A 15,368-nucleotide genomic window follows, 5' to 3' on the forward strand; every position below is an offset into this window, starting at 1 on the left:
CCTCATTATAAGTACCAAAAATGGAAATTCGATAAACTGCTAAATAGAAAAATATTTATTAACATGATAAGAAATGCCCCAATGTTCCAACTTGCAATTTTCTTCCCCTGCAATGTATCTGATCCGCGCAAATAAATACCCGCGCAGTACACAAATAAAACAACAAAAGATCCAATTACCTTCGCATCATACCAATGAAAATTATCTAACTTTGTATATCCCCATATACACCCGAGCAAAATTGCTAATAAAAAGAAGGGTACAGAAAATAAATTCAAACCGTATGACATAGAATCGAGCTTCGGTAAATTTCCTAAACGTCTTAATCTTGCATTCCATTTTTTTTGTTTTAATAAACGATATTGAATTAAATACATAATGGAAAAAATAAAGGAAACTGTAAATGTTGCATAGGAAATAATCGCCATACCAACATGCACATAGACAAGCTCCGATACTAATTGATTTGTTAACATCGGTGACATTTGTCCAAGCGGAGTAAAAATAGAAACAGCGCTTACACCAAATGCAATCATATTTGTAAAAAAGACTAAAAAATCAATACGCATAAATCGGTTAATAACTAATGATAATGTAATTAATAGCCACACATAAAAATAAATACCCGATAGCAGCGTTAAAATAGGATTGATTTCCGCATCTGTTGCTCGAAGTAACATAAATATCGAATATAATACCCATACAACAGAAAGTAACCAAAAGGCAATCCGATTCGCCTTTCGGTTACTTTGAAAATAATCTATGAAATATAAACTCACGCTGCAGGCATATAAAATAATGGCAATATGATAAATAATGCTATTGTTTAAAACACCCATCCATTTATCCTTTCCATTACAAAGATGGAGCGGATACGGTCCACTTCTCCGTCTGTTTCCATTCTGCTTCGGTCTCTTCCACTACTTCTTTCGCATTTAAATCAAAAATTTTCGCAAATAGAGCAAGTTTTGCTTGCGCATCTTCTTCAGCTGCCAACTCTTTCGCAATTAAAATTGGATCTTTTAACAGTTGATTAATAATACTTTTCGTATGCTTACTAATCACTTTTCGCTCACGCTCTGTTAACGTTGGAATCTTTCGTTCAATACTTTGCATTGTTTCACTTTGGATCGCTAATGCCTTATCACGAAGCTCTGAAATTAGTGGTACAACACCAAGCGTATTTAGCCATGATTTGAATAGAATCATTTCTTCTTCAATCATAATTTGAATTTTTTCAGCCTCTTTTAATCGCTCAGCACGATTTGCTTCCACAACACCTTGTAAATCATCAATATCATACAAGAAAACACTTTCTAAGGCATCAATTGCTGGATCAATATCCCGCGGCACCGCAATATCTACCATAAAAAGCGGACGACCAGAGCGCATACCCTCTACTTTGGACATCATTTCTTTCGTAATTACATATTCAGAAGCACCTGTTGAACTAATTACAATATCAGCCTCTAACAATGCACATTGTAACTGATCTAATGGCTTTGCATGCCCCATATATTTTTCTGCCATCGCTTCCGCTTTTGCAAACGTACGATTCATAACAGTCACTTTATGAGCACCGCTTCCGTACAAATTTTGAAGTGCTAATTCACCCATTTTCCCCGCACCAAGAATAAGAACATGGCAATCTTTCAAATCACCAAAAATTTTCTTCCCAAGTTCAACAGCTGCATAACTTACCGACATGGCATTGCCGCCAATTGTTGTTTCAGAATGGGCACGTTTTGCCAGTGTAACGACTTGTTTAAACAATTCATTAAATATCGTTCCTGTCGTTTTTACTTCTTGCGCTAGTAAGAAGCTATTACGAATTTGACCTAAAATTTGCGTTTCTCCCACTACCATTGAATCTAATCCGCATGTTACACGGAATAAATGATCCGTAGCACCGTCTTGCTCATATATAGACAAATATGATGCAATTTCTTCTATTTCAAGCTGAAACCAATCAGCCATAAATTTCTTAATATAATAGCGTCCTGTGTGTAACTGATCTACCACAGCATAGATTTCCGTTCGATTGCACGTTGATACAATGACATTTTCTAATACACTTTTTTGTTGTTGTAACGTTGTCATTGCTTGCTCTAACTCTGCCTCTTGGAACGTTAGTTTCTCACGAATTTCTACAGGGGCTGTTCGATAGTTAACACCAACAACAAGAATATGCACGCAGCATGTCCCCCTTCAACCGATTTTTCATCTTATCTACTATCATAATACAACTTTCCTCTTATAAATCCGACAATCATGTGAACATCGTCTCATTTTTTCCTTCCTTAATTGACAATAAGACATCCATTGGAATAAGTAAAGAATGAAAAAAGAAAGGTAAGGAAAACTTTTATAAAGATCGATGCATACAACTAACCCTTTCAGGTGAAAGACACTCCTGAAAGGGAAGTTTCACTTTACCCCGCTCAAAGGGACAGTAAAAAAAACGCTTATTCAAAGAAGATACTGTCCCTAAGAGCCCGATTGGTTCAACTAACCCTTTCAGGTGAAAGACACTCCTGAAAGGGAAGTTTCACTTTACCCCGCTCAAAGGGACAGTAAAAAAACGCTTATTCAAAGAAGATACTGTCCCTAAGAGCCCGATTGGTTCAACTAACCCTTTCAGGTGAAAGACACTCCTGAAAGGGAAGTTTCACTTTATAATAATTATAAGATAATAACTCTATCTGTACGTTATCAAAAAAAATTGTTGGAATCAAGTAATGGAAACTATTCCATACATGCTGAAAGACTATCTTTTACTAGCTTCTTTCAATTGAAAGAAAATATGTATGATTATTCCAAACGATAGATTTTCTTTTTGTTTGACATATCATTTATTTTATTTTATATTGATTTTACAAAATTTAATTGTGCACAATTAAAAAGGAGAGATACTCATGCATGAGAATCCTTTACATCTAGACAATCAGCTTTGTTTTTCTATTTATGCTTGTTCTAGAGAAGTAACACGCTTTTATCGCCCTTATTTAGAAGAAATGGAGATTACCTATCCTCAATACATTACCTTGTTAGTATTATGGGAAAGAGATGGATTAACGGTAAAAGAAATCGGAGAACGATTATTTTTAGACTCCGGAACATTAACACCCATGTTAAAAAGAATGGAAGGGCTACAGCTTGTTAAGCGTGTTCGCTCAAAAGAAGATGAGCGCAAAGTATGTATTAAACTAACAGAGAAAGGATGTGCTTTAAAGGAAAAGGCCTGTTCTTTACCCCAAACAATGGCATCGCATTTAGGAATTACAGCAGACGATTATAAAAATTTATTACTTCAATTAAATAAGCTAATTGAAACAATGAAAACAATAAATAATAGAAAAGAGGAATAGACATGGAAAAATTATATACTGCTACAGTAACAGCAACAGGTGGACGAAATGGAAAAGTAATTTCTGAGGATGGTGTATTAAATCTTGATGTAAAAATGCCAAAAGCATTAGGTGGCATGGGAGGCGAAGCAACAAACCCCGAACAATTATTCGCAGCAGGTTATGCCGCTTGTTTTGATAGTGCGCTGCAGCTTGTAATTCGTACGAAACGCGTAAAAGTAGAAAGTACGGAAGTAACGGCTCACGTATCAATTGGCAAAGATACAGATGGGGGATTCGGATTAGCTGTCATATTAGATGTACGTGTAGCTGGCGTATCTCACGAAGAAGCAAAACAATTAGTAGAAGCTGCACACGGGGTATGTCCATACTCTAAAGCAACAAGAGGAAATATTGAAGTTACATTAAACGTACTATAAAACAAAAAACGTGTGACACCCGTCACACGTTTTTTGTTTTTGTAAACTTATGAATCGCTTTCCACGCTTCTTCTTTCCCAAGACCTGTTTCTGAAGAGAATAGTACAACCTCATCTCCTGGTTCTACATCAAGCGTTTCTTTCACAACTTTTAAATGCTTTTGCCATTTTCCTTTTGGAATTTTATCGGCTTTTGTTGCGATAATGATTGTTGGAATTTCATAATGCTTTAAGAAATCATACATCATCACATCATCATTTGTCGGCTTGTGACGTAAATCAATAACAAGAACAGCTGCATCTAGCTGTTTTCTTGTTGTGAAATACGTTTCAATCATCTTGCCCCATGCTGCTCGTTCTGACTTCGATACCTTCGCATATCCATAACCTGGTACATCCACAAAATGCATCATGTCATTAATAATGAAAAAGTTTAGTGTTTGCGTTTTTCCTGGTTTAGAGGAAATGCGCACTAATTTTTTTCGGTTTAAAATTTTATTAATAAAGGATGACTTTCCAACATTGGAACGACCTGCTAATGCGATTTCTGGTAAATCACCCTCAGGGTATTGTTCTGGTTTGACTGCACTAATGACAATCTCCGCTTTTGTTACTTTCATTTTTTCACTCCTACTAATGCGTGCTCTAGTACCTCGTCTAAATGAGAAACTGGCACAAACGTAAGGTTTTCCTTTACGCTTTCTGGAATATCGTCTAAATCTCTCTCATTTTCTGCAGGTAAAATAATTTTCGTTAATCCTGCACGATGCGCACTTAACGTTTTCTCTTTCAATCCACCAATTGGTAACACACGGCCACGAAGTGTAATTTCACCTGTCATTCCTACTTCTTTACTAACAGGAATTCCTGTTAATGCTGAAATAAGAGCCGTCGCTATCGTAATGCCCGCTGATGGTCCGTCTTTCGGTACAGCACCTTCGGGAACATGAATATGGATATCATGTTTTTCATGAAAATTAGGGTCAATATGCAATTCTTCTGCACGCGAACGAATATAACTAAATGCCGCTTGTGCAGATTCCTTCATTACATCCCCAAGTTTCCCTGTTAAAATTAACTTCCCTTTACCCGGAGATACTGATACCTCTATTGCGAGCGTATCTCCTCCAGCTGATGTATACGCTAAACCTGTTGCCATACCTACTTGATCTTTCGTTTCAGCTTGACCATAACGATATACACGCTTTCCAAGCAACTCTGTAATATTCTTTTCCGTTACAACAATGCGCTTACGCTCTTCTATTACAACGATCTTCGCTGCTTTTCGGCAAAGCTTCGCAAGCTGACGCTCTAACGTACGAACACCCGCTTCACGTGTATAGTAACGGATAATTTCAAGAAGCGCTTCATCACGTACTTGTAAATTTCCTTTTTTCAAGCCATGTTCCTTTAATTGTTTCGGAAGCAAATGCTCACGGGCAATATGTACTTTTTCAAGTTCTGTATAACCAGCAATTGAAATAATCTCCATGCGATCAAGAAGCGGTCCTGGAATGCTTGCCAACGTATTAGCTGTTGCAATAAACATAACTTTCGATAAATCGTATGGCTCTTCAATGTAATGATCACTGAAGTTATGATTTTGCTCTGGATCTAACACCTCTAATAATGCTGCTGAAGGGTCTCCTCGAAAATCATTCGACATTTTATCAATCTCATCTAATAAAAAGACTGGATTGATTGTCTTTGCCTTTTTCATTCCTTGAATAATACGGCCCGGCATCGCACCAACATACGTACGACGATGGCCACGGATTTCAGATTCATCACGTACACCGCCAAGTGAGACACGAACAAAATTACGATTCAATGATGTCGCAATTGATTTAGCTAACGATGTTTTTCCAACTCCAGGTGGACCGACTAAACAAAGAATAGGCCCCTTTAATGAATTCGTGAGCTTTTGCACTGCTAAATATTCAAGTACTCGTTCTTTTACTTTTTCAAGCCCATAATGCTCTTCATTTAAAATTTTTTCAGCACGCGGAAGATCTATACGATCTTCTGTTGCCTCAGTCCAAGGAAGAGATAATAACCAATCAATATAATTGCGAATCACACCGCTCTCTGCTGAACTTGCCGGCAATTTCTCATAACGATCTAGCTCTTTTAAAGCTGCCTGCTGCGTTTCTTCTGGCATTCCCGATTCTTCAATCTTTTCACGAAGCTCTTCTACTTCGCCGCCTTTTCCTTCTTTATCACCAAGTTCTTTTTGAATAGCTTTCATTTGCTCACGTAAGAAGTACTCTTTTTGTGTACGCTCCATAGAACGCTTCACTTGCTGACCAATTTTCTTTTCTAAGTTCAATAACTCTTTTTCATCTTGAATAAAAGAAATAAGTGTATGTAATCGTTCTTTTACCGCAGCGATTTCTAAAATCTGTTGCTTTTGCTTCATTTTGAGCGGCAAATGAGATGCTATGAGATCGGCTAATCGACCTGGTTCATCAACATCAACAACTGTTACAAAAGTTTCATCTGAAACCTTCTTAGACAACTTAATATATTGCTCAAAATACTCAGTTAATGTACGCATCAGCGCTTTTTCTTCTAAATCGCCCTCTTCTTCTTCCATTAACGTACGGACATTTGCTGTAATTACATCATCTTCTTCGATGAACTCTGTCATTTCTACTCTATGTAAACCTTCCACAAGGATACGCATTGTCCCGTTTGGCAATTTGAGCATTTGCTTAATTTTTGCTAACGTACCTACTTTATAAACATCTTCTTCTTTCGGATCATCGATATTCACGTCTTTTTGCATCGCTAAAAAAATTATATTTTCATCTACAGCCGCCTGCTCAAGCGCTTGTATCGATTTATCACGTCCTACATCAAGATGCAGAACCATCGTCGGATATACGAGAACGCCTCTTAATGGTAGGAGGGGCACGATTCTTTCGTTCGCATTCATATTAGACATAGCACCTCCATAAATATCTTTGTTTCCCTATTTTATATTACAATAAAGCCTTATGCAATCGCAGAGACTCGATACTCTATTGCTCATGAAAGAAAAAGGGACTTCGCTTAAGTATATAACAACTTAAACGAAGTCTAGGATACATCGGGGTAATAAAGTTAGCGTCTCATCTCTCGTATAACGCTTGTCCATATGAGCCCGATTGGTAAAAGCTTTCCATCAGTTGGGGATGAAGCCCCCACTGATGGAAGTTTCACTTTATATCGATTGCACGTCACCTTCATCTAAAGAAAGCAATGTATCGCCTGTTCGCTCAATTTTTTCTTTTACAAATACTAATGCAAATACTTCTTTTAATTTTCGCACAGGAACGATTTCAATACCTTTGATTGTGTAAAGGAAAGGCTGCATATTTTCTGCTGGGATTAGCACTTTCTTTGCCCCAGCCTTTTTCGCTGCTTTTACTTTCGCATAAACACCACCAACTGGTTTTACTTCTCCGTGAATACTAATTTCTCCAGTCATCGCTACTTCATTATTGATATACATGCGATGAACAGCAGAATATACACCCGTTGCAATGGCAATGCCGGCAGATGGTCCATCAATTGGAATACCGCCTGGAAAGTTAATATGTATATCATATCCTTCTGGTAATAGATCTAACGAACGAAGGACAGTCACAACATTATCAACAGAACCTTTCGCCATACTTTTACGGCGAATTGATTTCGTTTGATTACCGATACTTTCTTCTTCTACAATCCCTGTTACCACAACGGATCCATTCTCTTTTGCTGGAATTGCTGTTACTTCTATTTCAAGTAGTGCCCCTGTATTGGGTCCATATACAGCCAGGCCATTTACAAGACCAATTTTTGGAATTGGATATACCCGCTTTTCATATTTCGGCGTTAGTTGACTTGAATGAATAACCCATTCAATATCCTCATCCTTTATAAAAGATCGTCCTTCGTTAATTGCCATTCCAGCGGAGATTTGCACAAGATTAATGGCTTCTCTTCCATTCCGTGCGTACATTCCAATCATTTCTATACCATGTTCACCTAGCTCCATATCCACCTTTTCAGCAGCATTTTTGGCTACTGCTTCAATTTCTTCTGTATCTAGCTCACGAAAAAAGACTTCTAAACAACGTGATCGAATAGCAGGAGGAATTTCATCCGGAGAACGTGTTGTTGCGCCAACAAGGCGAAAATCAGCTGGTAATCCCTTTTGGAAAATATCATGAATATACGTTGGAATGAGAGAATTCTCTTCACTATAATATGCACTTTCCAAAAATACTTTACGATCCTCAAGCACTTTTAACATCTTATTCATTTGGATTGGATGCAATTCCCCAATCTCATCAATAAATAAAATACCTCCATGTGCATCTGTGACCGCTCCTTTTTTCGGTTGCGGAATACCAGCCTGCCCCATTGCTCCGGCACCTTGATAAATTGGATCATGAACAGAACCAATTAACGGATCAGCAATCCCCCGTTCATCAAACCGAGCCGTTGTGGCATCCAGCTCAATAAATGTTGCAGTCATTCGAAATGGAGATTTCGAATTTTTCTTTGCTTCTTCTAATACGAGCCGAGCCGCTGCTGTTTTCCCAACTCCTGGCGGTCCATATATTATGACATGTTGCGGATTTGGCCCGCATAGCGCAGCCTTTAATGATTTAATACCATCTTCTTGTCCAACAATATCAGCAAAAGACGCTGGGCGAACTTTTTCAGCAAGGGGTTCTGTTAAAGAAATTTCCCGCATTTTTCGAAGTTGCTCTAGCTCTTTCTTTGACTCTCTATCAATTGAAACCTTTTGTGTTCGCTGGTTTTTGAGTAAATGCCAAAAATATAATCCGACAATTACACCAAAGACAAGTTGAACGATTAAAAAAATATTTGTCCAGCTCATACTCATTTCCTCCCGCTATGTTTTACTTATCAGTATCCCCTGGGAGGAAACACGCTAAACATAATAAGAAACAGCAATTATACAATTGCTGTTTCTTATCGTTTATGCTGCTATTCACGGACAGTAATATCCCCACCTCAAAATTCAGCACAAGCAAAAAGCGAGGTGGGGATTAATTACTGGTATGTGCCCGATTTGTTCCACTCATAATCAGCAGGGAGAATTCCCCACTGATTAAGGCTTCACTTTATGCAGATGTTTTTGTATCTTGTTCAAGTACAGTACCATCTTGAAGCACTAATTTTGGTGTAGCATTTTCTGCTACTGTTTCTTTTGAAATCACACATTTCTCAATATCCTTACGAGACGGAAGTTCGAACATCACATCAAGCATAAGGCCTTCAATGATTGAACGAAGTCCACGTGCACCCGTTTTACGTTCAATTGCTTTTTTCGCAATTTCAACAAGGGCACCCTCTTCAAACTCTAATTCAACATCATCAAGTTCCAATAACTTTTGGAACTGCTTCACAAGCGCATTTTTTGGCTTTGTTAAGATGTCAACTAGAGCACCTTCATCAAGCGGCTCTAAATTCGCAATAACCGGAAGACGACCAATAAATTCTGGAATTAATCCAAATTTTAATAAATCTTCTGGTAATACATGCGATAAAACATGCTTTTCTGTTACATCAGCATTTTTCTTCTCAGAACCGAAACCAATCACTTTTTCACCAAGACGGCGTTTAATAATTGGTTCAATGCCATCAAATGCACCGCCACAAATGAATAAAATGTTTGTTGTATCAATTTGAATAAACTCTTGATGTGGATGCTTACGACCGCCCTGCGGGGGAACGCTTGCTACAGTACCTTCTAAAATTTTAAGAAGTGCCTGTTGCACACCCTCACCAGATACATCACGTGTAATTGACGGATTTTCTGACTTACGCGCCACTTTATCAATCTCGTCAATATAAATGATTCCTTTTTCCGCTTTCTCTACATCATAATCAGCTGCTTGAATAAGTTTTAGTAGGATGTTTTCTACATCTTCCCCAACGTATCCAGCTTCTGTTAAAGATGTTGCGTCAGCAATTGCAAATGGAACATTTAAAATACGTGCTAATGTTTGCGCCAGTAACGTTTTACCGCTACCAGTTGGTCCAATTAAAGCAATATTACTTTTCGCTAATTCTACATCATCAATTTTGCTGTTAGAATTAATGCGCTTGTAATGGTTATATACCGCTACCGCTAAAGCCTTCTTCGCTTGATCTTGTCCGATTACATACTCATCCAAAATCTCACGAATTTCTACTGGTTTCGGTACATCTTTGAATTCTACTTCTTCATCTTTTGCAAGCTCCTCTTGCACGATTTCTGTGCAAAGTTCAATACATTCATCACAAATGTAGACACCAGGACCTGCAACAAGCTTTCGAACTTGCGTTTGTGTTTTACCACAGAAAGAACATTTTAATTGCCCTTTTTCATCATTAAATTTAAACATATTTTCACACCCCTTACAAAGTGCTAAAACCTTGCCTTCGTATGTACACGATAAATGTATCGTATGTAAATACATATTATGTCACTACGTGGCGAGAAATACAAATAATATGGTTAGTTATGTACAAATAAAAATTTTTTGAAACTTTTGAAATATGTATATTCGACTTTCGAAGAATCATTTCCTTCTTCATAATAAAAAATGTTTTACAAATATATTTATATTTATATTTATAAAACAAGGCACGAGCAATGTCGCGCCTTGTTATTTTATTATGCAGCCTTGCTGTTATCTACTAAGAAATCTACTGCTTTACGAATTTGAAGCTCTTCTTTTACACCTTCAACGTTACCAAGAGCTTGTTTCACAGCGTCTACTGGCATGTTGTACATTTCAGCCATTTTTTCAACTTCTGCATTTACTTCTTCTTCTGTTACTTCAATGTTTTCAGCTTTGATGATTGCTTCAAGAACAAGGTTAGTTGTTACGCGTTTTGCTGCGTCTTCTTTCATTTGTTCTTTTAATTTTGCTTCATCAGTACCTGTGAATTGGTAGTAAAGCTCTAAGTTCATGCCTTGGTAGCTTAAGCGTTGCTCGAATTCACGAACCATACGATCTAACTCAGTTTCGATCATTGCTTCTGGAATTTCAATTTCTGCATTTGCAGCAGCTTTTTCTACTACTTCGTCACGAAGTTTGTTCTCAGCTTCATGTTTTTTGTTCTCTTCTAAGTTTTCACGAAGTTTTGCTTTTAACTCATCAAGAGTTGCTACTTCTTCGTTTGCATCTTTCGCGAACTCATCATCTAAAGCAGGAAGTTCTTTCACTTTAATTTCATGAACTGTTACTTTAAATGTTGCTGGTTTACCAGCTAGTTCTGCTGCATGGTATTCTTCTGGGAATGATACTTCCACGTCTTTTTGTTCGCCAGCTTTTAGACCAACTAATTGCTCTTCAAATCCTGGGATGAATGTACCAGAACCGATTTCTAAAGAGTAGTTCTCGCCTTTTCCGCCTTCAAATGCTTCGCCATCAACGAAACCTTCGAAGTCGATTACAGCTGTAGCACCGTTTTCTACAGTGCCGTCTTCTTTAACTACAAGCTCAGCTTGACGCTCTTGTAAAGATTTTAATTCATTCTCTACATCTTCATCAGTTACAGTAGCATCAACTTTTTCTACTGTTAAGCCTTTGTACTCGCCTAATTTCACTTCAGGTTTTACAGTAACTTTTGCAGTGAAAATTAAGTTTTCGCCTTTTTCGAATTTCTCGATGTCGATTTCAGGGTGAGCAACTGGGAAGATACCAGTTTCATCAATTGCTTCTCCGTATGCTTTTGGTAAGATGATATCTAAAGCATCTTGGTATAAAGATTCTACACCGAAGCGTTGTTCGAATAGTGGACGAGGCATTTTTCCTTTACGGAAGCCTGGTACATTAATTGTTTTTACAACTTTTTTGAACGCAGCGTCTAAAGAGTTGTTTACTTCTTTCACATCAACTTCAATTGTTAAAACGCCAACGTTACCTTCTAATTTTTCCCATTTTGCAGCCATTTATTCTTTCCCTCCAACTATAATAATGTATGCACATACCTCTAGAGATCGAGGCATTTATCGTCTCTGATAAAGAAACAACAAACACTCTGTAAAGCTGATGTATTCAGCTTTTACATCCGTTATAAAAACCTCGGACGCATCATTCTCAATCTACTATTTGCCCAAAAGACAAATACGGTATATTTTGTTCGAGAATAATATGAAACATATAAGTAAGAGAATATTTGTTTCTATTCTCTTATAAAAAGGCAGATTTCAGCCTTTTGCAACCCTTACATTATAACATAGAATACTCTCGTTTCAATAACCGAAACATTCTTTTTCATTATACTGGCATAAATCCTTCTTTCTCAATACGTAAAAACCACTGATATGCAACATGATATTCTTCAAGTGTAATATCATATTCACGAAGAAGCTGTTCCTCACGAATTGGCATTCCAAAGCGTTTTCTTCCAACTCTCTCTAAAACAGCTGCCCATAACTTGTCTTTCTCTATTAATAAAGGAAACGGAAAGATACTTGTTTGCATTTCTTTCCAATATGTAATAATCGCCTCATACATCGTTGGATTATCATGCTCTAAGCGATCAGACAATATATGTAACACTTTTTCTGTATCATATGGATTATAAGATAAATTAGCCGGTATAACCGTTATTGTCTCACCGAATTTCTCCACATCTACGCTTTCTTGTATTTGATTTTCCATTAATACGTGTAAGATAGAAGTTTTAATATAAGGGTGCTTCGTTTCATCTAGTAAAAATTTACGCAGCGCTGGCAACGCACTTCCGACATTTCTATTCGGAAGACGATTTATCGCCCGCAGTTGCTTCCCATAATCACCTTTAAGCAAAGCATCTGCAAACGCAGGTTCATCAAAAAATACGTCATTGTCTATTTCTACTACTTCTTCACCATCTAACATACTCTTTGCAAACAATGCAAGTTGTGCTAATTTCTCTTTTTGCTCTTCTGTTATTTCTTTCGTTTGTAAAACGGACTGTACCGTTTCAATAATGCCTTCATAATCATTTGTTTGTACTAAAATCGTAACATATGTTTCGAGAATATCCTGAAATAAGAGTTCCCCTGTTTCAAGCAATTCCTCGCATCGCTCTTTCGCTTCTTTCATTTCCTTTAATTCTAGTAAACAAATAACTGAAGCCAATTCTGATTGTTCTGTCTGTGCTCCGTACTGGCGCAACATTTCGAAGCATGTTAAAGCTTCTTCAAACCGACGTTCACGCAATGCAATAAATCCTTCGTCGATAAATCGCGCTGACAACTGCGGAAACAATACGACCGTACTTTCTTTTTTATCCATACGCTCGCCTCTTTTTCTAGATTTTCAATACACTTTAAAGTTAATATAACAAATGATAGTTCGGAACACAATATTTGGAATCTGTTCGTTTTTACTAGGAAAATACAGATTTCTACTATACAAAAATAGAATATACTGACCGGAAATACGAAAGTAGAATTTTTATAAGCAAGGGATTATCCTATGGGAGGAGGGAAAACAAAAACTCTCAGCTACCGATGCGGAGAGTTCTAATGAAAGGCTTTTATAATAGTAGGATATACAAAGAGGGTTATCATTTGAAGAACAATAATTGTCATCACGATGATGCCAAAAAAGAAAATGGGCTTACTACGTTTCATTAATACCATAATAATTATCATCGTACCGATGATTGAACACATAAAAAATACACTTACGCTTGAACTTAATGCTCCAATTGGAAACAGAAATAATAAAACAACACTACAAATCCCAATAATTCCTAATAACCATTCCATTCCTTGTCCCCTTAAATCTTATTTATGCAATTAAGTGTTTTATAACATTAATCATGCCCATCAGTTTGTCATAAGCAACAACTCCAAAAGCAATCGATAAAGCTGCGACAGCTAAACCTTTCATTATTTCTCCTCCTCGCTTCGTCTTTGTTATCTTTAGTATAAATTTTTTAGAAATAGTTACCATCGAATTTTCTTACATGTACCTTACAGAATTGTAAGATTTCTCAAAAAAGACTTCTCTTATGTTATAATAAATTCGAAATAATTCAGAAATTTCAAAACGAAAGGACGATACTACAATGTTTAAAAAAGTAGCAGCTGATATGCTTGGTTTAAGTGACATTGGGTCCGTTATTACCCCTGCTGATTATGATAAAGTAGATGCTGATGATTATGTCATGCATGAAGAAAACGAAAAAATTTATTTTTTAATCAAATCAAAAACAGATGAGTATTGCTTTACAAATACAGCTCTTATTCATGTTGACGGAACAAGTGCGATAAGTAAGAAACGTACACTTCGCCGTTATAATTACAACACTCATAAAATTTCTAACGTTCTGCTTGAAACAGCAGGGACAGTAGACTTAGATATTGAGATTAAATTTAATATGGGCGGAGAGCATTACTCCATCGACGTACATAAAAAACATATTGAAGAGGTAAAAGATTTATATAAAGCGCTTCTGAAAATCGCGGAAATCACTCATGAAAATGATATCGTAACGCAATACGCACATAAGAGCTTAGAAATGGCCTCTTCTACATTAAGCAATGTGAGAAATGCCGAGCTAGATGTAGCAGCGCAGTTTAAAGAAATTAATCAAATAGCGTTTAACTGGCTTGTGGATACGAAGAAACAATATAATGTAAAAGATTTCGGGTTTGTGTTTGAGAAGTTTATTAACAATTAACCTAAACTCATATAAAAAGAAACAGTTCTTATCTCTTTCATATGTATTTACAATAATGTGCTTAATTTTAAGCCCTTAAACTAGTAAAACAGCCATCCTTCCATGGATACTCAATGAAAGATTGGCTGTTTTTTCAGTATTTATGTTCAAGCATAATTTATTAACGAAGATTTAGTTTAAGAAAACAGACAATGTATTCACTAATCGTCTTACGAGTACTCACTGACCCCACTTGAAGCACCCCTCTTTTCCCTACTCCTCAGCTGAACTCAAATCCAAGATCTCGTCTCTTCTCGTTTTGGTCAAATATATGACCAAACTCAAAATCGTTACAAGAAAGATCGCGCTAGTTTCTATGGTACCTAAACCAAGACCACCTTCATCGTGAGGCTGCGACAAGTAATCACCGAAAACCTTTATGTATCAACCACTTTATTTGAATAAAGCTCGATAATAAGACCTTATCTTTAACGCAAAAAAGGAACCGCGATTTGCGATTCCTAAAATTTTTATTTATTTGCTCCGTTTATGACACTAAGCGAATTGTTAAGTGCAGATTTGCACTTGTTGACATCAGGGTTTGATGAACGAACTGCTGCTAATACACTGTCAATCGTTCCATCAATTTTAGTCCACGTTGTGCCATCTATTTTCCTAAGTTTAGGCTCCGCTGTGTCCCATTCATGTTCCAAATTGTCTGCCCCTTTTTTCGCCGAAGTAAAGTCATTTGAGTTTACATGGTTTAGCATATCACTTTCAATTTTAACAAAATCTGTTAACTGTCCAGATAATGTAGTTTGCGCAGAATCGGTTGGCGGTGCTATATGATTACTGCACCAAACATAACCGCCTATACCACCAACTAAGAACATGCATAGTACCACAATGGTTTGTGTCAAAACATTTTT

General features: G+C 36.9%; 12 protein-coding genes and 1 pseudogene. 3 read left to right on the forward strand and 10 right to left on the reverse strand.

The window, feature by feature from the left end:
* Positions 1 to 5: 5 nt before the first annotated feature.
* A complete protein-coding gene (locus WAX78_RS08435; RefSeq protein WP_336481832.1) occupies positions 6 to 839 on the reverse strand; it encodes a cytochrome c biogenesis protein in 834 nt (277 codons plus the stop codon).
* A gap of 16 nt (positions 840 to 855) precedes the next feature.
* A complete protein-coding gene (gene hemA, locus WAX78_RS08440) occupies positions 856 to 2,193 on the reverse strand; it encodes a glutamyl-tRNA reductase (protein WP_336481833.1) in 1,338 nt (445 codons plus the stop codon).
* Positions 2,194 to 2,915: 722 nt separating this feature from the next.
* Here hemA and WAX78_RS08445 point away from each other — a divergent pair.
* Both WAX78_RS08445 and WAX78_RS08450 read left to right on the forward strand, forming a co-directional pair.
* Entirely contained in the window at positions 2,916 to 3,368 is a 453-nt protein-coding gene (locus tag WAX78_RS08445; RefSeq protein ID WP_336481834.1) for a MarR family winged helix-turn-helix transcriptional regulator, read from the forward strand.
* Between the two features lie 2 nt (positions 3,369 to 3,370).
* The gene (locus WAX78_RS08450; protein ID WP_336481835.1) at positions 3,371 to 3,787 is read left to right on the forward strand and encodes an organic hydroperoxide resistance protein; all 417 of its coding nucleotides are present in this window, start codon (positions 3,371 to 3,373) and stop codon (positions 3,785 to 3,787) included.
* A 22-nt stretch (positions 3,788 to 3,809) separates the two neighbouring features.
* On the opposite strand, the gene ysxC is transcribed toward WAX78_RS08450, so the two are convergent.
* From ysxC to WAX78_RS08485, 7 genes are all read right to left on the reverse strand, one after another.
* Positions 3,810 to 4,406, reverse strand: a complete 597-nt coding sequence (gene ysxC, locus WAX78_RS08455) for a ribosome biogenesis GTP-binding protein YsxC (RefSeq protein WP_336481836.1) — start codon at positions 4,404 to 4,406, stop codon at positions 3,810 to 3,812.
* Positions 4,403 to 6,733, reverse strand: a complete 2,331-nt coding sequence (lon, locus tag WAX78_RS08460; RefSeq protein ID WP_336481837.1) for an endopeptidase La — start codon at positions 6,731 to 6,733, stop codon at positions 4,403 to 4,405. The genes ysxC and lon overlap by 4 nt, the downstream gene beginning before the upstream one ends.
* 258 nt (positions 6,734 to 6,991) lie before the next feature.
* Entirely contained in the window at positions 6,992 to 8,662 is a 1,671-nt protein-coding gene (lonB, locus tag WAX78_RS08465; RefSeq protein WP_336481838.1) for an ATP-dependent protease LonB, read from the reverse strand.
* A gap of 247 nt (positions 8,663 to 8,909) precedes the next feature.
* Positions 8,910 to 10,175, reverse strand: coding sequence for an ATP-dependent protease ATP-binding subunit ClpX (clpX, locus tag WAX78_RS08470; protein ID WP_230573826.1), 1,266 nt, complete (start codon positions 10,173 to 10,175; stop codon positions 8,910 to 8,912).
* Between the two features lie 272 nt (positions 10,176 to 10,447).
* Entirely contained in the window at positions 10,448 to 11,731 is a 1,284-nt protein-coding gene (tig, locus tag WAX78_RS08475) for a trigger factor (RefSeq protein ID WP_336481839.1), read from the reverse strand.
* 328 nt (positions 11,732 to 12,059) lie between these two features.
* Entirely contained in the window at positions 12,060 to 13,064 is a 1,005-nt protein-coding gene (locus WAX78_RS08480; RefSeq protein ID WP_336481840.1) for a hypothetical protein, read from the reverse strand.
* A 230-nt stretch (positions 13,065 to 13,294) separates the two neighbouring features.
* Complete coding sequence (locus tag WAX78_RS08485; RefSeq protein ID WP_336481841.1) at positions 13,295 to 13,543, reverse strand: hypothetical protein; 249 nt, start codon at positions 13,541 to 13,543, stop codon at positions 13,295 to 13,297.
* Between the two features lie 302 nt (positions 13,544 to 13,845).
* On the opposite strand from WAX78_RS08485, the gene WAX78_RS08490 reads away from it, so the two are divergent.
* Positions 13,846 to 14,460, forward strand: coding sequence for a PH domain-containing protein (locus WAX78_RS08490; RefSeq protein ID WP_336481842.1), 615 nt, complete (start codon positions 13,846 to 13,848; stop codon positions 14,458 to 14,460).
* A gap of 252 nt (positions 14,461 to 14,712) precedes the next feature.
* Here WAX78_RS08490 and WAX78_RS08495 read toward each other — a convergent pair.
* Positions 14,713 to 14,871: pseudogene (locus tag WAX78_RS08495) on the reverse strand (hypothetical protein); the annotation flags it as partial.
* Positions 14,872 to 15,368: the final 497 nt, after the last annotated feature.

The organism is Bacillus yunxiaonensis (assembly GCF_037104695.1).
Taxonomy (GTDB): domain Bacteria; phylum Bacillota; class Bacilli; order Bacillales; family Bacillaceae_G; genus Bacillus_A; species Bacillus_A yunxiaonensis.